Source organism: Enterobacter sp. DTU_2021_1002640_1_SI_PRY_ASU_LCPMC_013 (genome assembly GCF_032389435.1).
Lineage (GTDB): Bacteria > Pseudomonadota > Gammaproteobacteria > Enterobacterales > Enterobacteriaceae > Enterobacter > Enterobacter hormaechei_C.
This window is the reverse complement of the sequence record NZ_CP135594.1, coordinates 4,356,684-4,376,568: the sequence shown is the minus strand read 5'-3', so window position 1 is coordinate 4,376,568 and position 19,885 is coordinate 4,356,684. Positions and strand designations below refer to the sequence as shown.

At 55.8% G+C, this 19,885-nt stretch carries 17 protein-coding genes; 7 read left to right on the top strand and 10 right to left on the bottom strand.

What is annotated here, in order from left to right; all coding sequences use genetic code 11:
* Positions 1-136: 136 nt before the first annotated feature.
* From RS584_RS20900 to RS584_RS20855, 10 genes are all read right to left on the bottom strand, one after another.
* Positions 137-877, bottom strand: coding sequence for a carbonic anhydrase (locus RS584_RS20900; RefSeq protein WP_017382702.1), 741 nt, complete (start codon positions 875-877; stop codon positions 137-139).
* Positions 878-1,014: 137 nt separating this feature from the next.
* Entirely contained in the window at positions 1,015-1,896 is an 882-nt protein-coding gene (gene prmA / locus RS584_RS20895) for a 50S ribosomal protein L11 methyltransferase (protein ID WP_133983269.1), read from the bottom strand.
* Positions 1,897-1,907: 11 nt separating this feature from the next.
* Complete coding sequence (gene panF / locus RS584_RS20890) at positions 1,908-3,359, bottom strand: sodium/pantothenate symporter (RefSeq protein ID WP_032669089.1); 1,452 nt, start codon at positions 3,357-3,359, stop codon at positions 1,908-1,910.
* Positions 3,349-3,591 (bottom strand): YhdT family protein, encoded by a 243-nt coding sequence (locus tag RS584_RS20885; protein WP_163313122.1) that lies wholly within the window; start codon positions 3,589-3,591, stop codon positions 3,349-3,351. Before RS584_RS20885 ends, panF begins: the two co-directional genes overlap by 11 nt.
* A 108-nt stretch (positions 3,592-3,699) precedes the next feature.
* Positions 3,700-5,049: an acetyl-CoA carboxylase biotin carboxylase subunit gene (gene accC, locus RS584_RS20880; RefSeq protein WP_003860388.1), complete on the bottom strand. Its 1,350-nt coding sequence runs from the start codon at positions 5,047-5,049 to the stop codon at positions 3,700-3,702.
* Between the two features lie 10 nt (positions 5,050-5,059).
* A complete protein-coding gene (accB, locus tag RS584_RS20875; RefSeq protein WP_015572018.1) occupies positions 5,060-5,524 on the bottom strand; it encodes an acetyl-CoA carboxylase biotin carboxyl carrier protein in 465 nt (154 codons plus the stop codon).
* 21 nt (positions 5,525-5,545) lie between these two features.
* Entirely contained in the window at positions 5,546-5,998 is a 453-nt protein-coding gene (gene aroQ, locus RS584_RS20870) for a type II 3-dehydroquinate dehydratase (RefSeq protein ID WP_003860391.1), read from the bottom strand.
* Between the two features lie 234 nt (positions 5,999-6,232).
* Positions 6,233-6,832, bottom strand: coding sequence for a protein-methionine-sulfoxide reductase heme-binding subunit MsrQ (msrQ, locus tag RS584_RS20865; protein WP_315748581.1), 600 nt, complete (start codon positions 6,830-6,832; stop codon positions 6,233-6,235).
* Complete coding sequence (gene msrP / locus RS584_RS20860) at positions 6,833-7,834, bottom strand: protein-methionine-sulfoxide reductase catalytic subunit MsrP (RefSeq protein ID WP_015572016.1); 1,002 nt, start codon at positions 7,832-7,834, stop codon at positions 6,833-6,835. It abuts the gene before it with no gap.
* A gap of 77 nt (positions 7,835-7,911) precedes the next feature.
* A complete protein-coding gene (locus RS584_RS20855; protein ID WP_015572015.1) occupies positions 7,912-8,886 on the bottom strand; it encodes an MDR family oxidoreductase in 975 nt (324 codons plus the stop codon).
* Positions 8,887-9,070: 184 nt separating this feature from the next.
* Between RS584_RS20855 and csrD the strand changes: the two genes are divergently transcribed.
* The 7 genes from csrD (at position 9,071) to yhdP (ending at position 19,815) form a co-directional block, all read left to right on the top strand.
* A complete protein-coding gene (gene csrD / locus RS584_RS20850) occupies positions 9,071-11,011 on the top strand; it encodes an RNase E specificity factor CsrD (protein WP_032669091.1) in 1,941 nt (646 codons plus the stop codon).
* 282 nt (positions 11,012-11,293) lie between these two features.
* Positions 11,294-12,337 carry a rod shape-determining protein MreB gene (gene mreB / locus RS584_RS20845; protein WP_000913396.1) on the top strand — a complete coding sequence of 348 codons (1,044 nt, stop codon included), beginning with the start codon at positions 11,294-11,296 and terminating at the stop codon, positions 12,335-12,337.
* Positions 12,338-12,399: 62 nt separating this feature from the next.
* Positions 12,400-13,416: a rod shape-determining protein MreC gene (mreC, locus tag RS584_RS20840; RefSeq protein WP_003860400.1), complete on the top strand. Its 1,017-nt coding sequence runs from the start codon at positions 12,400-12,402 to the stop codon at positions 13,414-13,416.
* Positions 13,416-13,904, top strand: a complete 489-nt coding sequence (gene mreD / locus RS584_RS20835; protein WP_003860402.1) for a rod shape-determining protein MreD — start codon at positions 13,416-13,418, stop codon at positions 13,902-13,904. Before mreC ends, mreD begins: the two co-directional genes overlap by 1 nt.
* A 9-nt stretch (positions 13,905-13,913) precedes the next feature.
* Positions 13,914-14,507: a Maf family protein gene (locus RS584_RS20830; RefSeq protein ID WP_003860403.1), complete on the top strand. Its 594-nt coding sequence runs from the start codon at positions 13,914-13,916 to the stop codon at positions 14,505-14,507.
* A complete protein-coding gene (gene rng / locus RS584_RS20825) occupies positions 14,497-15,966 on the top strand; it encodes a ribonuclease G (RefSeq protein WP_003860405.1) in 1,470 nt (489 codons plus the stop codon). The genes RS584_RS20830 and rng overlap by 11 nt, the downstream gene beginning before the upstream one ends.
* 42 nt (positions 15,967-16,008) lie before the next feature.
* A complete protein-coding gene (gene yhdP, locus RS584_RS20820; RefSeq protein ID WP_315748578.1) occupies positions 16,009-19,815 on the top strand; it encodes an AsmA2 domain-containing protein YhdP in 3,807 nt (1,268 codons plus the stop codon).
* The last annotated feature ends 70 nt before the right edge of the window (positions 19,816-19,885 follow it).

Genomic DNA, 19,885 nt, shown 5'->3' with positions numbered 1-19,885 from the left:
TCCCGTAACTTCTCATCATTTCTGAATAAATGAATCAATTGTCCGGGATAATCTGCTGCTATAAGCAGCAGATTATGGCGCTTCTTTGCGATCTGCGTCGCATTTCAGCACAGGATATCAGCGTAAAAAAATCGACTTATTCAACAACCAGACGGCCATGAAGCGGTTGAACCGGGCGGCTGTTTTCATGGTGCATGGTGTGAGTGAATTTTTGCAGCTGTTCAGCAGAGACGGTCAGCGGGTGCTTGAGCACCAGCCATGTCACCCCTTCTGAACACGGTGGCGTGGTCAGAGAGCCGCTAAAACGCCAGTAGGTTTTATCCGTGGGCAGTAATTTATTCATATCGAGGGTTGGCTTAATCGTGACGTTCTGGTCAACCTGTCCAGGCATCACGCCCCAGAGTTTATCCAGTTCAGTGTTTGCCGCGCCCTGATCGAACATAACGGCAACGACCGTCAGTTCGCCGTCAGCGTTTTTATGGACCAGATGCATTTCCATTGCGTATTTTTTACCGTGCACCGTGTTTTCGGATGGCGCATGGAAATGGAACTGCTGTAACGTCCAGCGCTGTTTATCAAGCGTGATGCTGTCGCGTGTATCGGCATTTTCACTTGCCTGGATAGTATGGCCGTTGTTTGTCAGAATGACCGGGCCGTCGATATAGTGCGTTTCCAGCGGAGAGATGTGGGCTTTGACCGTGTTATCTATGTTGACCGGCGACTGATACATTCCGCTTTTACACGTCTTGTACGCCTCGTCCAGTTCGCCCCAGTGTTCCGGTGCGCCTTCTCCCTGATAACTCCAGTGTGATGCGTAAGCCGTAGCCGAAATCATGCTCAGCGCCAGCAGCGCTGCCTTGCCTGAAATGTGTTTCATCATATTCTTCCTGTGAATTTTATTATCCAAATCAATGAGTAACATTATGATTTGTGCGGTTATTTTATCGAAGAAAGGAAGAAGGCGGGAGAAAAAACCGAAGGGAAAAGGCGTGGTCAGACGACCACGCCAAACGCTTATTTTTTACGACCGGTGATGCGACACCACTCTTCTTTCTCGACCACCGGGTCGAGCGCGAAGAGATCGGCGTAGGCTTCACAGACGCTGTCTGCCTGGCTGGCAAGGATACCGGACAGGCCCAGCAGACCGCCTTCAACCGGCAGCACGCTGATTAACGGCGACAGCTCGCGTAACGGGCCAGCCAGGATATTCGCGACCACCACATCGGCTTTCATCGCCTCTGGCTGTGCATCGGGCAGATACAGTTCAAGGCGATCGGAAACGCCATTACGCTCGGCGTTATCACGGCTGGCCTGAATCGCCTGCGGATCGATGTCGATCCCGATGGCTTTGGCGGCGCCCAGTTTCAGCGCCGCGATAGCAAGGATCCCGGATCCGCAGCCGAAGTCGATCACGGTTTTGCCTTCCAGATCCAGGCCATCCAGCCATTGCAGGCACAGGGAGGTTGTCGGGTGGGTGCCGGTGCCGAACGCCAGACCCGGATCCAGCATCACGTTGACGGCGTTTTTATCGGGAACTTCACGCCAGCTTGGGCAGATCCACAGACGCTGACCAAACTGCATCGGATGGAAGTTGTCCATCCACTCGCGTTCCCAGTCTTTGTCTTCCAGCTGTTCAATTTTATGCGCGAAACCTACGCCCAGCAGCGGATGGTTTTCCAGAATCGCCACGACCTCTTTCATGTCGGTTTCTGCATCGAACAGGCCGATAACGTCCGTATCGCCCCACAGGCGCGTTTCGCCCGGCAGCGGCTCAAAGACCGGCGTGTCATGCGTGTCCTGGAAGGTGATCGAGACCGAACCGGCCTCCATCAGCGCATCACTCAGTTCTTCGGCGTTCGCGCCGGTTGTGTTCAGTTTTAATTGGATCCACGGCATGGCAAAACTCTTTATTTGTCAGTAGAAATCAGGACAGTTTGTGGCACCGGTCGACCAAAACGGTTTCCCACCACAAACGCCAGTAAACTTAACAGTAACGAAGGCACGATCGGATGGAAGCCCAGATACTGAATTTTAAACGTGGCGAGAACAGCATACAGGACGCCCCCGACAATCATGCCGCTTAATGCACCCGCGGCATTCGCGCGTTCCCAGTAGAGCCCCAGCACCAGCGGCCACAGGAAAACGGCCTCCAGCCCACCAAAGGCGAGCAGGTTCAACCAGATGATCATCTCCGGTGGACGCCACGCGGCCAGCAGCAGCAACGCCCCCAGCACCAGGGTAATCACCGCCGACATGCGCTTGAGGCGTCGCTCATTTTCGACCTGTTCAGGGCGCAAATTCAGATAGAGATCTTTAATGATCGTAGCGGAACTTTGCAGCAACTGAGCGTTGATGGTCGACATAATGGCCGCCATGGGTGCGGCGAGGAAAATCCCGGCGGCAAACGGCGGAAGCACTTTCACCATCAGGGTTGGAATGACCAGATCCGGTACGGTAAGGTCAGGGATCACCGCGCGTCCCAGCGCACCCGCCAGGTGCATACCGAACATCAGGATCGCCACCACAATTGTCCCGATAATGATCCCGCGGTGCACCGCTTTGCTGTCTTTATATGAGATGCAGCGCACGGCGGTATGCGGCAGGCCAATCACGCCAAAGCACACCAGTACCCAGAACGAGGTCATAAAGGTTGGAGAGAGGATGTCATCCGCCCCCTGCGGTGAGACCAGTTTCGGATCGATCGCTTCCAGGGTTTCAACCGCATGGCTCAGGCCCCCTGCGGCATGCACGATACCCACCAGCAGAACGAGGGTGCCAATGAGCATCACCATCCCCTGCATCGTGTCGTTGAGTACGCTGGCGCGGAACCCGCCAAATGCGGTATACAGCGCGATACTCACACCGAAAATGACCAGGCCCGTCTCATAGGGGATCCCGGCTGCCGTCTCCAGCAGTCGCGCCCCGCCGATAAACTGCACCGTCATTGCGCCAATAAACGCCACCAGCAGGCTCAGGCTTGCCAGCCATACCAGCAAGCGACTCTGATAGCGGGCAAACAGCATATCGTTCAGCGTTACGGCATTGTAGCGACGGGCCAGAATGGCAAACTTTTTACCCAGTATGCCCAGAGAGAGCCAGATGGCAGGCAGCTGGATCATGGCCAGCAGTACCCAGCCCAGCCCGTACTTATAAGCGGCGCCGGGGCCACCGATAAACGAGCTGGCGCTGATGTACGTGGCGGTCAGCGTCATGGCCAGCACGACGCCACCCATTGAGCGGCTCCCGAGGAAATACTCGTTCAGAAAGGTGCCGGTCGAACGTTTACGCATCGCATAAACCGACAGGCCAAACACCAGGAACAGGTAAGCGATAAGGGGCAGAATGACTTCAAGCTGCATCATCGTCCTCCAGTGAAATATCGCGATAGATGAATTTCACCATCGCCCAGCACAGCAGGATAAACACCAGCGGCAGCAGCAGGCAGGCCATTTCAAACCAGTGCGGGAGGCCGGTAATGCCAATCGCCGAATCAGGTAAGTAAGCAGTTACTAACCACGAGGCGAGATAGAGAAGGGTCAGCCACAGCGCCCAGCGCGCTTCTTTATGGGCCTGAACAAAACGTTTGTCCATTTTTTGTCCCTTGTGGATGAAGAAAGCGGGGATTGTACATGATGGGGCTTAGCGATCCCCAGAAATAAAAAAGGCCGGATAATCCGGCCTTTTAGCAACACTGGTCTCTTACTTCTCGTTCAGACCGAGTTTTTTCTCCAGGTAGTGGATGTTAGTCCCACCATTCTGGAAGTGCTCGTCGCTCATAATGCGCATCTGGAGATCAACGTTGGTTTTGATCCCGTCGATGATCAGCTCCTGAAGGGCGTTCTTCATGCGGGCAATGGCCACGTCACGGTTTTCGCCGTAGCAGATCAGCTTACCGATCATTGAGTCATAATACGGCGGTACGGTGTAACCGGCGTAGATATGGGACTCCCAGCGCACACCAAAGCCACCCGGCGCGTGGAAACGCGTGATTTTACCCGGGCTTGGCAGGAAGGTGTTCGGGTCTTCGGCGTTGATACGGCACTCTACCGCATGGCCTTTAACCACAACTTCTTCCTGTTTGATGGACAGCGGCTGACCGGCTGCGATACGCAGCTGTTCTTTGATCAGGTCAACGCCGGTGATCATTTCGGTAACCGGGTGTTCAACCTGAATACGGGTGTTCATCTCGATGAAGTAGAACTCGCCGTTTTCGAACAGGAACTCAAAGGTACCCGCCCCGCGATAGCCGATATCGACACACGCTTTAGCGCAACGCTCGCCGATGTAGCGACGCAGTTCAGGCGTAATGCCCGGCGCTGGCGCTTCTTCGACCACTTTCTGGTGACGACGCTGCATGGAGCAGTCACGTTCTGCCAGATAGATCGCGTTACCCTGACCGTCAGCCAGCACCTGAATTTCGATGTGGCGTGGGTTTTCCAGGTATTTTTCCATGTACACCATGTCATTGCTGAAAGCCGCTTTCGCTTCCGCTTTGGTCATGGAGATGGACTGCGCCAGTTCAGCATCGCTGCGTACAACGCGCATACCGCGACCGCCGCCGCCGCCGGACGCTTTGATGATCACCGGGTAACCAATGCGTTTAGCATGGGCGCGGTTAGCATCCATATCGTCGGTCAGCGGGCCGTCAGAGCCCGGTACGGTTGGCACGCCGGCTTTTTTCATCGCGGTGATGGCAGACACTTTGTCACCCATCAGGCGAATGGTGTCGGCTTTCGGGCCAATGAAGATAAAGCCAGAGCGTTCAACCTGCTCAGCAAAGTTGGCGTTCTCAGAGAGGAAACCATAACCCGGGTGAATCGCGACCGCGCCAGTGATTTCGGCGGCGCTGATGATCGCCGGGATGTTCAGATAGCTTTTTACGGACGGAGCCGGACCGATACAGACCGTCTCATCCGCCAGCAATACGTGTTTTAAATCGCGATCCGCGCTTGAGTGCACGGCCACGGTCTTGATGCCCAGTTCTTTACAGGCACGAAGAATACGCAGTGCAATCTCGCCACGGTTGGCGATAACAATTTTATCCAGCATGTTCGCCTCGTTACTCGATGACGACCAGCGGCTCGTCAAATTCTACCGGCTGACCACTTTCGACCAGGATCGCTTTCACAGTACCTGATTTGTCTGCTTCGATCTGGTTCATCATTTTCATGGCTTCAACGATGCACAGGGTATCGCCTACGTTGACTTTCTGACCCACTTCGATGAACGCCTTCGCGTCCGGGCTCGGGGTGCGGTAGAAAGTACCAACCATTGGGGAACGTACGATGTGACCACTGATTTCTGTTGCAGCCGCAGGTGCCGCTTCTGCTGCCACTGGCGCAACGGCTGCGGAGAGCGCAGGCTGCTGCACTGGCGCAGCGTAAGCTTGCTGCATTACCGGGAAGCTAGCGGCCGGGGCTGCACGGCTGATGCGTACAGACTCTTCGCCTTCAGAAATTTCCAGTTCGGAGATGCCTGATTCTTCAACCAGCTCGATCAGTTTTTTAATCTTACGAATATCCATGAGTGGGTTCCGTACTCTTGTTTAGTGTGATTGTGACAAGCGTTTTACCGCTGTCTGTAAAGCGTATGAATAGCCGTCTGCACCCAGCCCACAAATCACGCCAGCGGCGATATCTGACAGGTAGGAATGGTGGCGGAACGGCTCTCGGGCGTGCACGTTACTCAGGTGGATCTCGATAAACGGGATACTCACCGCGAGCAGTGCGTCGCGTATAGCAACACTGGTGTGCGTAAACGCGGCCGGATTGATCAGGATATAGTCCACAGTGTCTTTAGCCTGATGAATACGGTCGATGATTGCGTACTCCGCGTTTGACTGAAAATGGTCCAAATCCACATTCAGCGAGGCTGCTTCCGTACTCAGACGGTTAACAATTTCGCTCAATGTCAGCGTGCCGTACTTCTCTGGCTCACGGGTGCCGAGCATGTTCAGGTTCGGACCGTTCAATACTAAAATTTGGAATTTGTCAGCCATTGTGCCGCTATCTCCTGCGATTTTCGGGTAAAAAACAACATATACCCTCAAAGCGCAATTGTCACCCTTTCAGAGGCCTAAAACCCCTGTCCGGAAAACCGAAGTCGCACATTATAACGATTTCGTAGCATTTGGCAGCTAAATACTGGTCTTATCAGGGAAGATTATCAACCGCTATCCGAAAAAGATTCGCGGTTGATAAATAATCTGCGGGAAAACGCACAGTTTCGTGAACTATCGCAACCACTGGCGGAACTTCTTGTAACGCCACGCTAAAAGGGCCAGGGCCAGCAGGGCGTAGATGACCGGCTGAGGGGATAAAATCTTCACCGACCACAGGTAATGAATAGGGGCGAGGATCGCGACAAGATAGACGAAGTTGTGCAGCAGTTGCCAGCGTCGACCCAGTTTTCGCTGCGCATACTGCGTGGATGTCAGCGTCAGCGCCAGTAAAACCAGCCAGCTTACGATACCCAGCGTCAGATAGGGACGCGTCACCAGTTCGCTGCCAAGGAGTGCCAGGTTGTTAATGCCCAGTTCCAGCAGGGCGTAGCTGGTGAGATGCAGCGTCGCCCAGGCAAAACACCATAGCCCTAAAAGCCGACGGATGCGTATCAATAATGGCTGTTTAGCGTAGCGCGCCAGCGGTGAGACGAGCAAGGTCGCCAGCAAAAATTTCAGAGCCATCCGACCCGTAAAATGCTGAATATCTTTCGCCGGATCGGCACTGAACTGTCCCTGGCTGGCTGCCCAGAAGAGCCAGATAAAGGGGAGCAATCCGGCTAAATGCAGGAGTACCTTCAGCCAGGTTATCTGCTTTGCCGTTAAACGCACTTAGAAGTTCTCCCGTAAGTTCAGACCACGGTAGAGGGATGCCACCTCATCCGCATAGCCGTTAAACAGCAGCGTTGGCTGGCGTTTAACATCCAGCGCGCCGCCGGAGCCGATAAAACGTTCCGTCGCCTGCGACCAGCGCGGATGGTCAACGTGCGGGTTAACATTGGCAAAAAAACCATACTCGTCAGGCGCTGCCAGGTTCCAGGTGGTGGGGGGGCGTTCACGGGTGAGCTTAATGCTGACGATCGATTTGATGCCCTTGAAACCATATTTCCACGGTACGGTCAGGCGAATGGGCGCCCCGTTTTGCGGCGGCAGCGCTTTGCCGTAAACCCCAACGGTAAGCAGCGTAAGCGGATGCATGGCTTCGTCGAGACGTAAACCTTCAACGTAGGGATACTCCAGCCCGCCGCCGATAAACCGATCCTTCTGGCCTGGCATCTCATCCGGGGCGTAGCGCGTCTGGAAGGAAACATACTTCGCGTTGCTGGTGGGCTCAACCAGCGCCAGCAGTTTGTGCAAAGGGAAACCTACCCACGGCACCACCATCGACCAGGCTTCCACACAGCGCATACGGTAAATGCGTTCTTCAAGTGGGAAGCGGGTGGTGAGGTCATGATGATCCAGCGTCAGCGGTTTTGCCACCTCGCCATCTATCTTCAGCGTCCAGGGATCGGTTTTCATGCTCCCGGCGTTGGCGGCAGGATCGGCCTTATCGAGACCAAACTCATAGAAGTTGTTATAGCCGGTGACTTTATCTTCCGGCGTCAGCGCCAGTTTATTCTGCCACTGCGCCGGTTTGGTGAAGTTAAGCGGTGCGCCGGAGGGGGCTTTCGGGCGATCGTTGCCCTTAAACCAGTCGAGCAGATCGGCATGGGCCGCAGGGGTGAGCGTCAGGGCGGTGGCGCTGATGCCAAGCATTTTCAGGATCTGGCGGCGCTGTAGCATAAAGACAGATTCAGACGTTACGTCGGCTTCCGTCAGTTTTCGGGTTTTCATGGCATCCTCCGTCAGGCGTTTTTCTAAGCATGACGGAGGAGGAGGGTTAGCGCGAATATGTCACGAAAATTTGAAGATTAGGCGATTTTAACCAGCGCACGACCGTGGAACTGGTTGTCCATGATTTTATTGGCGAACTCTGGCGCCTGGCTCAGGGTAATCTCAGTGGCGCTCTGGTCAAAGAATGAGGCTGGCAGATCCTGCACCAGACGTTCCCAGGCCTCAGCCCGCCGCTCGGCTGGGGTCATGACCGAATCGACACCCTGAAGACGCACATTACGCAGAATAAATGGCATCACCGTCGTCGGCAGGGCAAAACCGCCCGCCAGACCACAGGCCGCCACGCAGCCGCCGTAATTCATTTGCGCCAGCACCTTCGCCAGCACTTTGTCGCCGACGGTATCTACTGCGCCAGCCCAGACCTGTTTTTCCAGCGGGCGGGTCTCGGCGAATTCATCGCGGCTCAGAATGCGGCTTGCGCCCAATTGACGTAGATAATCATGCGTACTTTCGCGGCCTGAGACAGCGGCGACCTGATACCCCAACTTGTGCAGCAGCGTGACGGCCGTGCTGCCCACGCCGCCGCTGGCGCCGGTGACGACAATTTCGCCAGAGTCAGGGCGGATCCCGGCCTCTTCCAGCGCCATCACGCACAGCATGGCGGTGAAACCTGCCGTGCCGATGATCATCGCCTTACGACCGTCCAGGCCTTTCGGCATCGGGACCAGCCAGTCACCTTTTACGCGCGCCTGCGCTGCCAGTCCGCCCCAGTGGTTTTCACCTACGCCCCAGCCGGTGAGCAGCACCTGCTGTCCGGCGTGAAAACGTGGATCTTCACTGGTATGTACGCGGCCTGCAAAGTCGATTCCTGGCACCATCGGGAAATTTCGGATGATTTTACCTTTTCCCGTAATGGCCAGTGCATCCTTATAGTTCAGGCTGGACCAGTCGATATCTACGGTCACGTCGCCCTCCGGCAGGCGGCTCTCCTCGATGGCTTGCACTGAGGCAACGGTTTTGCCGTCCTGCTGTTCTAAGATCAAAGCCTGCATACTGGGTCCTCACTAGGTTTGATGATGGGAAAATATGTTCTGATGACTATACTCGCTCAATGAAACGCAGTGCCGATTTAACGCAATAAATTGCCAGATACGCCAGGTTTGGTAGTATGCCGCATTTGAAATGCAAGTTAGTGCTCACTTGCACCCCCCTTCAACCCACGGAGTAATCTCAAGGATGCGATTAACGACGAAGTTCTCAGCTTTTATCACCTTGCTGACGGGGCTGACCATATTTGTCACGCTAATCGGCTGCTCGCTGAGCTTTTACAATGCCATCCAGGATAAGCTGGTTAACCGGGTTGAATCGGTTGCATCGGTTATCGACACTCGCCTGATTGCAACCTCCTTCCCGGCGCTTTCGCGTGAGCTGGATGAGTTAATGGTGCCTGTGGATATCGTGCAGATCGACATTAAACAGGGGAAGCAGACCGTTTTCAGCCATACCCGCCAGGGCAGCTATCGTCCTGCCGGCACGGTAGATCAGTATCGGGACGTCACGGTTAATTCACTTAAACATCCGGGTATGACAATTCATCTGATGTACCAGGATCCGATGAGCAACTATTTACGCTCGCTTATGACCACCGCGCCCTTAACCATCGCCGTTGCCTTTATCGTACTGCTGATTTTCCTCGCCGTTCGCTGGCAGCGTCGTCAACTTTCCGGCCAGGAACTGCTGGAAACACGCTCCGTGCGGATACTGAATGGCGAACGGGGTCCGCAGGTGCGGGGATCGGTTTATGAATGGCCATCACGCACCAGTAGCGCCCTGGACGTGCTGCTCTCTGAAATCCAGTTTGCCAGCGATCAGCGTAGCCGTATGGACACGTTGATTCGCTCTTACGCCGCGCAGGATAACAAAACGGGCCTCAACAACCGTCTCTTCTTTGATAATCAGCTGGCTACGCTTCTTGATGACCCCGAAAAGGTGGGTACGCATGGCGTGGTAATGATGATTCGCCTGCCCGACTTCGATCTGCTCCGTGATACCTGGGGCCAGCGCGTGGCGGAAGAGAACCTCTTCACGCTGATTAACCTGCTGTCCACCTTTATTATGCGCTACCCCGGCGCGTTACTGGCACGCTACCACCGCAGCGACTTTGCCGTCTTGCTGCCGCATCGCACCTTAAAGGAGTCCGAGAGTATCGCCAGTCAGCTGCTGAAAGCCGTCGATGCGCTGCCCCAGAGCAAAATGCTCGACAGAGACGATATGGTGCATATGGGCATCTGTGCCTGGCGCGGCGGTCAGTCGACGGAGCAGGTGATGGAACATGCGGAAGCGGCCACGCGTAACGCCGTATTGCAGGGGGCGAACGGCTGGGCGGTCTATGATGATACGCTGCCGGAGAAAGGGCGCGGCAACGTGCGCTGGCGAACCCTGATTGAACAGATGCTGAGCCGGGGCGGACCGCGCATCTATCAAAAACCGGCGGTCATGAAGAATGGTCATGTTCATCATCGTGAGCTGATGTGCCGTATTTTTGATGGCACTGAAGAGGTTATCTCCGCGGAATATCTGCCCATGGTGTTGCAATTCGGATTGTCCGAAGAGTATGACCGTCAGCAAATCACCCGTCTCATTCCGTTTTTATCGTACTGGCCTGAAGAAAATCTGGCTTTACAGGTGACCGTCGAATCGCTGATCCGTCCGCGTTTCCAGCGCTGGTTACGTGACACGTTAATGCAATGCGAAAAATCGCAACGCAAACGCATTATTTTTGAACTTGCAGAGGCAGATGTAGGTCAACACATCAGCCGGTTGCGCCCGGTAGTGCGTTTAATCAATGCGCTTGGGGCTCGCGTGGCGGTAACCCAGGCGGGTTTGACGCTGGTGAGCACCCGCTGGATCAAAGAGCTGGATGTTGAATTATTGAAGCTGCATCCGGGTCTGGTAAGGAATATTGAAAAACGCACGGAAAACCAGCTGCTGGTACAAAGCCTGGTGGAAGCGTGCAAAGGAACGCAAACGCAAGTATTTGCCACAGGCGTACGTTCACGTAGTGAATGGCAGATGTTGACAGAGCGCGGCGTGACGGGCGGTCAGGGGGATTTTTTTGCCGCCTCTCAGCCGCTTGACACCAATGTGAAAAAATATTTGCAAAGATACTCTGTTTGACCTGCCGTTTACTTTGTTTTCACGTAGAATATCGCGCCTGTAGCTTTGAGTAAGACGAGCATAAAAGCCAGTGAACGACCTTTAGTGGGTTACAAGTGAAAGTGAGGGACGCTGCTGTTTACTCAGCCCTGAGGGATTCAGGGGATGAATTTGTAACAAAGGAAACGTGCTGCACTAATTTTCACCGTAGCAGACGATTTTTGCGCCTTGTCGCTGCTGCGTGTGGTTGGTAAAGTAAGCGGATTTTGTTTTCCGCCCCAGCTTTCAGGATTATCCCTTAGTATGTTGAAAAAATTTCGTGGCATGTTTTCCAATGACCTGTCCATTGACCTGGGTACCGCGAATACCCTTATTTATGTAAAAGGACAAGGCATCGTATTGAATGAGCCTTCCGTTGTGGCCATTCGTCAGGATCGTGCCGGCTCGCCAAAAAGCGTGGCCGCAGTAGGTCATGATGCGAAGCAGATGCTGGGCCGTACGCCGGGCAACATCGCCGCGATCCGCCCTATGAAAGACGGCGTTATTGCTGACTTCTTCGTGACCGAAAAAATGCTTCAGCACTTCATCAAGCAGGTTCACAGCAACAGCTTCATGCGCCCAAGCCCGCGCGTGCTGGTGTGTGTGCCGGTTGGCGCGACCCAGGTTGAACGTCGTGCGATCCGTGAATCCGCTCAGGGCGCAGGTGCGCGTGAAGTGTTCCTGATTGAAGAACCGATGGCTGCGGCAATTGGTGCGGGTCTGCCGGTTTCTGAAGCTACCGGTTCTATGGTGGTGGATATCGGTGGCGGTACCACTGAAGTGGCCGTTATCTCCCTGAACGGTGTGGTCTACTCCTCTTCCGTGCGTATCGGCGGCGACCGTTTCGACGAAGCCATCATCAATTACGTTCGCCGTAACTACGGCTCTCTGATCGGTGAAGCAACCGCAGAGCGCATCAAGCATGAAATCGGTTCTGCCTATCCGGGTGATGAAGTACGCGAGATCGAAGTTCGCGGTCGTAACCTGGCGGAAGGCGTGCCACGCGGATTCACCCTGAACTCCAACGAAATCCTGGAAGCGTTGCAGGAGCCGCTGACCGGCATCGTGAGCGCGGTGATGGTTGCGCTGGAACAGTGCCCGCCAGAGCTGGCCTCCGATATCTCCGAGCGCGGTATGGTTCTGACCGGTGGTGGTGCGCTGCTGCGTAACCTCGACCGCCTGTTAATGGAAGAGACAGGTATTCCTGTCGTAGTTGCAGAAGATCCACTGACTTGCGTCGCCCGTGGTGGTGGCAAGGCGCTGGAAATGATCGACATGCACGGCGGCGACTTGTTTAGCGAAGAGTAGTCGGGTGTGAGAGGGTAGCAATTCGCTACCCTTTCTCTCTGACGCGAGAATACGCATAGCCTATGAAGCCAATTTTTAGCCGTGGCCCGTCGCTACAGTTTCGCCTGATCCTGGCGGTTCTGGTTGCGCTCGGGGTCATTATTGCCGATAGCCGCCTCGGTACGTTCAGCCAGATCCGAACGTACATGGATACCGCCGTCAGTCCTTTCTACTTTATTTCAAATGGTCCCCGTGAACTGCTCGACTCCGTGTCGCAAACGCTCTCATCGCGTGACCAGCTCGAACTCGAAAACCGTGCGTTACGCCAGGAACTGCTGCTGAAAAATAGCGAGCTGCTGATGCTGGGGCAATATAAGCAGGAAAACGCCCGTCTGCGCGAACTGCTTGGCTCGCCGCTGCGCCAGGATGAACAGAAAATGGTCACCCAGGTGATCTCCACCGTAAACGATCCGTACAGCGATCAGGTGGTGATTGATAAAGGCAGCGTGAACGGCGTATACGAAGGTCAGCCTGTCATCAGCGATAAGGGCGTCGTGGGCCAGGTTGTGGCGGTTGCCAAACTGACCAGCCGCGTGTTGCTGATTTGCGATGCCACCCATGCATTGCCGATTCAGGTGCTGCGTAACGATATTCGCGTGATTGCCGCCGGTAATGGCTGCACGGACGATCTGCAACTGGAACACCTGCCTGCCAACACGGATATCCGCGTGGGCGACGTGCTGGTGACGTCCGGTCTGGGCGGTCGTTTCCCTGAGGGCTACCCGGTTGCGGTTGTCTCTTCCGTGAAGCTCGACACTCAGCGTGCCTACACCGTGATTCAGGCGCGTCCAACGGCCGGCTTGCAGCGTTTGCGCTACCTGTTGCTGCTGTGGGGCGCCGATCGTAACGGCGCTAACCCGATGACCCCGGAAGATGTGCATCGCGTGGCCAACGAACGCCTGATGCAGATGATGCCGCAGGTGCTGCCTGCGCCGGATGCGATGGGACCACCTGCACCCGTACCGGCTCCGGCGACGGGGTTAACGCAGCCGCTGCCGGATGCGCCGCCACCGCCGCAAGTCTCGGGTGGAGGGCAGTAGTGGCCAGTTATCGTAGCCAGGGGCGCTGGGTAATCTGGCTCTCATTCCTCGTTGCACTGTTGCTGCAAATTATGCCCTGGCCGGACGACATTCTTGTTTTCCGGCCAAACTGGGTATTGCTCATTTTGCTCTACTGGATCCTTGCCCTGCCGCACCGCGTAAATGTCGGCACAGGTTTTGTGATGGGTGCCATACTGGATCTTATCAGTGGCTCTACGCTTGGCGTCCGCGCCTTATCCATGAGCATTATTGCGTATCTCGTCGCACTCAAATTCCAGCTCTTTCGTAACCTTGCGCTCTGGCAACAGGCGCTGGTAGTGATGTTGTTGTCGCTCGCTGCGGATATCGTTGTTTTCTGGGCAGAGTTTTTAGTGATCAACGTCTCTTTCCGACCGGAAGTGTTCTGGAGTAGTGTAGTAAACGGTGTGCTCTGGCCGTGGCTGTTCCTGCTGATGCGTAAAATTCGTCAGCAGTTTGCCGTGCAATAAAAGGTTTCTATGACGTCTTTGTATCTTGCCTCCGGTTCTCCGCGTCGCCAGGAACTGCTCGCGCAGTTGGGTGTCTCCTTCGAACGCATCGTTACCGGTATCGAAGAAAAACGCGCTGAGGGTGAAAGCGCTCAGCAGTATGTCTCTCGTCTGGCGCGTGAAAAAGCGCAGGCGGGCGTGGCATGCGTGCCGCGTGACTTACCGGTGCTGGGTGCGGATACCATCGTCATTCTCAATGGTGAGGTGCTTGAGAAACCTCGCGACGCAGACCATGCGGCGCGGATGCTGCGTAATATGTCCGGACAAACCCATCAGGTGATGACGGCGGTAGCGCTGGCTGATAGCCAGTACGTTCTGGATTGCCTTGTGGTAACGGAAGTGACGTTCAGAGTCCTCACCGACGAGGAGATCGCCGGCTATATCGCCAGCGGTGAACCTATGGATAAAGCAGGTGCATACGGTATTCAAGGGTTGGGTGGCTGTTTTGTCAGGAAGATAAATGGCAGCTATCACGCCGTAGTCGGCTTACCGCTGGTGGAAACGTATGAGTTGCTGAGCAATTTTAACTCACTGCGTGAGGGAAGGGATAATTATGACGGCTGAATTGTTGGTAAACGTAACGCCATCGGAAACCCGTGTGGCCTACATTGATGGTGGCATTCTCCAGGAAATTCATATTGAGCGTGAAGCGCGACGCGGAATCGTAGGCAATATCTACAAAGGTCGTGTCAGTCGTGTCCTGCCGGGTATGCAGGCGGCTTTTGTAGATATTGGGCTCGATAAGGCGGCGTTTTTACATGCCTCCGATATCATGCCGCACACCGAATGTGTGGCAGGCGAAGAGCAAAAGCAATTTGCCGTGCGCGACATCTCTGAGCTGGTGCGTCAGGGCCAGGATCTGATGGTACAGGTGGTAAAAGATCCGCTTGGCACCAAAGGCGCGCGTCTGACCACCGACATCACCCTGCCTTCACGCTATCTGGTCTTTATGCCGGGGGCGTCGCACGTCGGCGTGTCACAGCGCATTGAGAGCGAAAGCGAGCGTGAGCGCCTGAAAAAGGTGGTCAGCGCCTACTGCGACGAGCAGGGCGGGTTTATTATCCGTACCGCGGCGGAAGGGATCAGCGAAGAAGATCTGGCCTCGGATGCGGCCTATCTGAAGCGCGTCTGGACCAAAGTGATGGAGCGTAAAAAACGCAACCAGACCCGCTACCGGCTGTACGGTGAGCTGGCGCTCGCTCAGCGCGTATTACGTGATTTCGCCGACGCCCAGCTTGACCGCATCCGCGTGGACTCCCGTCTGACGTACGAAGCCTTACTGGAGTTCACCGCCGAGTATATCCCGGAAATGCCGGGTCTGCTGGAGCATTACACCGGACGCCAGCCAATATTTGACCTCTATGACGTTGAAAACGAAATCCAGCGTGCGCTGGAGCGTAAGGTTGAGCTGAAATCGGGTGGCTATCTGATCATCGATCAAACCGAAGCGATGACCACCGTCGACATCAACACCGGCGCGTTTGTCGGCCATCGCAACCTCGATGACACCATCTTCAACACCAACATAGAAGCGACGCAGGCCATCGCGCGCCAGCTTCGCCTGCGTAATCTCGGCGGCATTATCATCATCGACTTTATCGATATGAACAATGAAGATCACCGCCGTCGCGTGCTGCACTCACTGGAGCAGGCGCTGAGTAAGGACCGCGTGAAAACCAGCATCAATGGCTTCTCGCAGCTCGGTCTGGTGGAAATGACCCGGAAACGGACCCGCGAAAGCGTGGAACATGTCCTGTGTAATGAGTGTCCAACCTGCCATGGACGCGGAACGGTAAAGACGGTGGAGACGGTCTGCTACGAGATCATGCGTGAGATTGTCCGTGTCCATCATGCCTACGACTCAGACCGTTTTCTGGTCTATGCTTCCCCTGCGGTGGCGGAGGCCCTGAAAGGGGAAGAGTCGCACGCGCTGGCAGAAGTGGAAATCTTTGTCGGCAAACAGGTAAAAGTACAAATTGAGCCGCTCTATAACCAGGAGCAGTTTGACGTCGTCATGATGTAAACGCAGTTCGCTGCGAGATTTAAGGCTGACAAGGAGAGACGCGTGAGGCGATTGCCGGGGATTTTACTGCTTACAGGGGCAACGCTGGTCGTGATTGTCGCGTTGCTCGTGAGCGGGCTGCGTCTCGCCTTGCCGCATCTGGACAGCTGGCGTCCGCAGATCCTGGCAAAAATCGAATCCGCCACCGGCCTGCCGGTGGACGTGAGTCATATCGAGGCAAGCTGGCAGAACTTTGGCCCGACGCTAGATGCCCGGGATATCAGCGCCGGCCTGAAAGATGGCGGCCACCTCAAAATCAAACGCGTCACCCTGGCGCTGGATATCTGGCAAAGCCTGCTGCATCTGCGCTGGCAGTTTCGCGATCTCACCTTCTGGCAACTTCAGCTGATGACTAACACGCCGCTGCGAAGCGGCGACAGCGATCGGGGGCTGGAAACCAGCCGTATCAGCGATCTGTTCCTGCGGCAGTTCGATCATTTCGATCTGCGCGACAGCGAAGTGAGCTTTATTACTCTTTCCGGCCAGCGCGCTGAGCTGGCGATCCCACAGCTGACCTGGTTAAACGGGAAAGATCGCCACCGCGCCGAGGGGCAGGTGAATCTCTCCAGCCTGAACGGGCAGCACGGCGTTATGCAGGTGCGGATGGATCTGCGTGACGACAATGGCTTGCTGAACAACGGCAGGGTGTGGCTACAGGCGGACGACGTGGACGTGAAGCCATGGCTCGGTGAGTGGCTACAGCAGAACATGCAGCTGGAGACCGCGCGCTTCAGCCTGGAAGGCTGGATGACCCTGACGAACGGGACGTTCGCCAGCGGCGATATCTGGCTTAAGCAGGGGGGCGCGAGCTGGAAAGGGGAAAACCATCAGCATCAACTTTCCGTCGATAACCTCACCGCACACGTGACGCAGGATAAAGGCGGCTGGCAGTTCGCTATTCCGGATACGCGCATCTCCATGGATAACAAACCCTGGCCGCGCGGCGCGCTGACGCTGGCGTGGATGCCGGAGCAGGACGTCGGCGGGATAAACGGTAAACGCAGCGACGAGCTGCGTATCCGCGCCAGTAACCTGGATCTGACGGCGATCGAAGGGCTGCGTTCAATGGCCGCAAAACTCTCCCCGGAGCTGGGCGAAATCTGGCTGGCGACGCAGCCGAGCGGGCAGATAAACCGGCTGGCGCTGGATATTCCGCTCCAGGCTACGGAAAAGACGCGTTTTCAGGCGGCATGGAAAAATCTCGCATGGAAACAGTGGAAACTGCTGCCGGGTGCCGAGCACTTCAGCGGTAAACTGGAAGGAAGCGTGGAAAACGGCAGGCTGACGGCAGAAATGCAGGACGCGAAAATGCCGTACGAAACGGTCTTCCGTGCGCCACTGGAGATCGAAAAGGGAAATGCCACCCTCAACTGGCTGAAGAATGACAAAGGTTTTCAGCTCGATGGCCGCGATATCGATGTGAAAGCCAAAGCGGTACATGCCCGCGGTAATTTCCGTTATCTACAGCCTGAAGGCGATGAGCCGTGGTTGGGTATTCTGGCGGGCATCAGCACGGATGACGGTTCGCAGGCGTGGCGCTACTTCCCGGAAAACCTGATGGGGAAAGCGCTGGTGGACTATCTCAGCGGCGCTATTCAGGGCGGCCAGGCGGATAACGCCACGCTGGTCTACGGCGGCAACCCGCACCTGTTCCCGTATAAGCACAACGAAGGCCAGTTCCAGGTTCTGGTGCCTCTACGCAACGCCACCTATGCCTTCCAGCCGGACTGGCCGGCGCTGAAGAATCTGGATATTGAACTCAACTTCCTGAATGACGGCCTGTGGATGAAGACGGACAGCGTTGCGCTGGGCGGCGTAACGGCAAGCAACCTGACGGCAAACATCCCGGATTACTCCAAAGAGAAACTGCTGATTGATGCGGATATTAAGGGGCCAGGTAAAGCGGTTGGCCCGTACTTTGAAGATACGCCGCTGAATGACTCCCTGGCAGCCACCCTTCAGCAGTTGCAGTTAGATGGCGATGTGAATGCTCGCTTACATCTGGATATCCCGCTGGACGGTGAAATGACCACCGCCAAAGGCGACGTTAGCCTTAATAACAACAGCCTCTATATCAAGCCGCTGGACAGCACGCTGAAAAACCTCAGCGGTCAGTTCAGCTTTGTTAACGGCACGCTGAAAAGTGAGCCGCTGAAAGCGACCTGGTTCAATCAACCCGTCAATATCGATTTCTCCACCACCGAGGGCGATAAAGCCTACCAGGTGGCGGTCAATATGGACGCGAACTGGCAGCCGTCACGCATGGATGTTCTGCCGAAGCCGATTGAGAATGCGGTGGACGGCGCGGTGTCATGGAATGGCAAGGTCGCCATCGACCTGCCTTATCATGCCGGTGCGCGCTATAACGTCGACATTACGGGCGATCTGAAAAACCTCAGCAGCCAACTTCCCGCGCCGCTGAATAAGAAAAGCGGTGAAGCATTGCCCGTCAATGTTAAGGTTGCGGGCAACCTTAACAGCTTCGATTTAACCGGAAACGCTGGTGGAACAAACCACTTCAACAGCCGCTGGCTGCTTAACCGCAAGCTGACGCTGGACAGAGCGATCTGGACGACGGACAGCCGTACCACGCCGCCGCTGCCGGAGCTGGCGGGCGTTGAACTGAATCTCCCGCCGATGGATGGCGCAGAGTGGCTGGCACTGTTCCAGAAAGGTGTCGGGCAAAACGTCGACCAAACGGCGCAGTTCCCACAGTCCATTACCTTGCGCACGCCTGCGCTGACGCTGGGCGGGCAGCAGTGGAACAACCTGAGTATTGTCTCCCGGCCGACGGTAAACGGCTCAAAGGTCGAGGCGCAGGGGCGTGAGATCAACGGTTCGTTGACCATGCGCGATCACGCGCCATGGCAGGCGGCTATCCGTTACCTCTATTACAATCCGACCTTTACGGCGTCTAAAGCAGAGTCGACAAGCGCTTCTCCTGTCAGTGGCAGTGGGAGGTCGCGCGTGGATTTCAGCGGCTGGCCCGATCTCCAGTTGCGCTGTGCGGAGTGCTGGCTGTGGGGGCAAAAATATGGCCGTATCGACGGTGATTTTGCTATTCAGGGCAATACGCTGAGCCTCTCTGGTGGGCTGGTGGATACCGGCTTTGGCCGCATGACTGCCGCTGGCGAATGGGTGAACAAACCGGGTGAACAGCGCACCTCGCTGAAAGGCGATATTAAAGGCAACAAGCTGGACGCCGCAGCTAACTTCTTCGGCATTAGCACGCCGCTTCGCGGATCGTCCTTCGATGTGAATTACGATCTGCACTGGCGCGCAGCGCCATGGACACCCGATGAAGCTTCGCTTAACGGCATCCTGAAAACCAACTTCGGTAAGGGTGAGATTGCCGATGTGAGCACGGGGCGCGCCGGGCAGATCCTGCGTCTGCTGAGTTTTGACGCGCTGCTGCGCAAGCTGCGCTTCGACTTTAGCGACACCTTCAGCGAAGGTTTCTACTACGATTCCATTCGCAGCACGGCGTGGATCAAAGATGGCGTTCTGCACACCGACGACACGCTGGTGGACGGCCTGGAAGCGGATATCGCGATGAAAGGGTCAGTGGATCTCGTGCGCCGCGAGCTGGATATGGAAGCCGTGGTGGCGCCGGAGATTTCCGCAAGCGTGGGCGTTGCGGCAGCCTTTGTGGTCAATCCGATCGTCGGGGCGGCGGTGTTTGCGGCCAGTAAAGTGCTGGGACCGCTCTGGAGCAAAGTCTCGATTCTGCGCTATCGCATTACCGGGCCGGTTGATAAACCACAGATTAATGAGGTGCTGCGCCAGCCGCGCAAAGAAGCACAGCAATGATTTGACGTGGGCAGGTAATTGCCTCACTCTCAATAAATACGATCTTTATACCGCCACGGGCGGCAACGAA

Coding starts and splice junctions, on each gene's coding strand:
- accB (WP_015572018.1), bottom strand. CDS start 5,524: ATGGATATTCGTAAGATTAAAAAACTGATCGAGCTGGTTGAAGAATCA.
- csrD (WP_032669091.1), top strand. CDS start 9,071: ATGCGATTAACGACGAAGTTCTCAGCTTTTATCACCTTGCTGACGGGG.
- aroQ (WP_003860391.1), bottom strand. CDS start 5,998: ATGGCTGACAAATTCCAAATTTTAGTATTGAACGGTCCGAACCTGAAC.
- RS584_RS20830 (WP_003860403.1), top strand. CDS start 13,914: ATGACGTCTTTGTATCTTGCCTCCGGTTCTCCGCGTCGCCAGGAACTG.
- accC (WP_003860388.1), bottom strand. CDS start 5,049: ATGCTGGATAAAATTGTTATCGCCAACCGTGGCGAGATTGCACTGCGT.
- panF (WP_032669089.1), bottom strand. CDS start 3,359: ATGCAGCTTGAAGTCATTCTGCCCCTTATCGCTTACCTGTTCCTGGTG.
- mreC (WP_003860400.1), top strand. CDS start 12,400: ATGAAGCCAATTTTTAGCCGTGGCCCGTCGCTACAGTTTCGCCTGATC.
- RS584_RS20900 (WP_017382702.1), bottom strand. CDS start 877: ATGAAACACATTTCAGGCAAGGCAGCGCTGCTGGCGCTGAGCATGATT.
- msrP (WP_015572016.1), bottom strand. CDS start 7,834: ATGAAAACCCGAAAACTGACGGAAGCCGACGTAACGTCTGAATCTGTC.
- RS584_RS20885 (WP_163313122.1), bottom strand. CDS start 3,591: ATGGACAAACGTTTTGTTCAGGCCCATAAAGAAGCGCGCTGGGCGCTG.
- rng (WP_003860405.1), top strand. CDS start 14,497: ATGACGGCTGAATTGTTGGTAAACGTAACGCCATCGGAAACCCGTGTG.
- mreB (WP_000913396.1), top strand. CDS start 11,294: ATGTTGAAAAAATTTCGTGGCATGTTTTCCAATGACCTGTCCATTGAC.
- RS584_RS20855 (WP_015572015.1), bottom strand. CDS start 8,886: ATGCAGGCTTTGATCTTAGAACAGCAGGACGGCAAAACCGTTGCCTCA.
- prmA (WP_133983269.1), bottom strand. CDS start 1,896: ATGCCGTGGATCCAATTAAAACTGAACACAACCGGCGCGAACGCCGAA.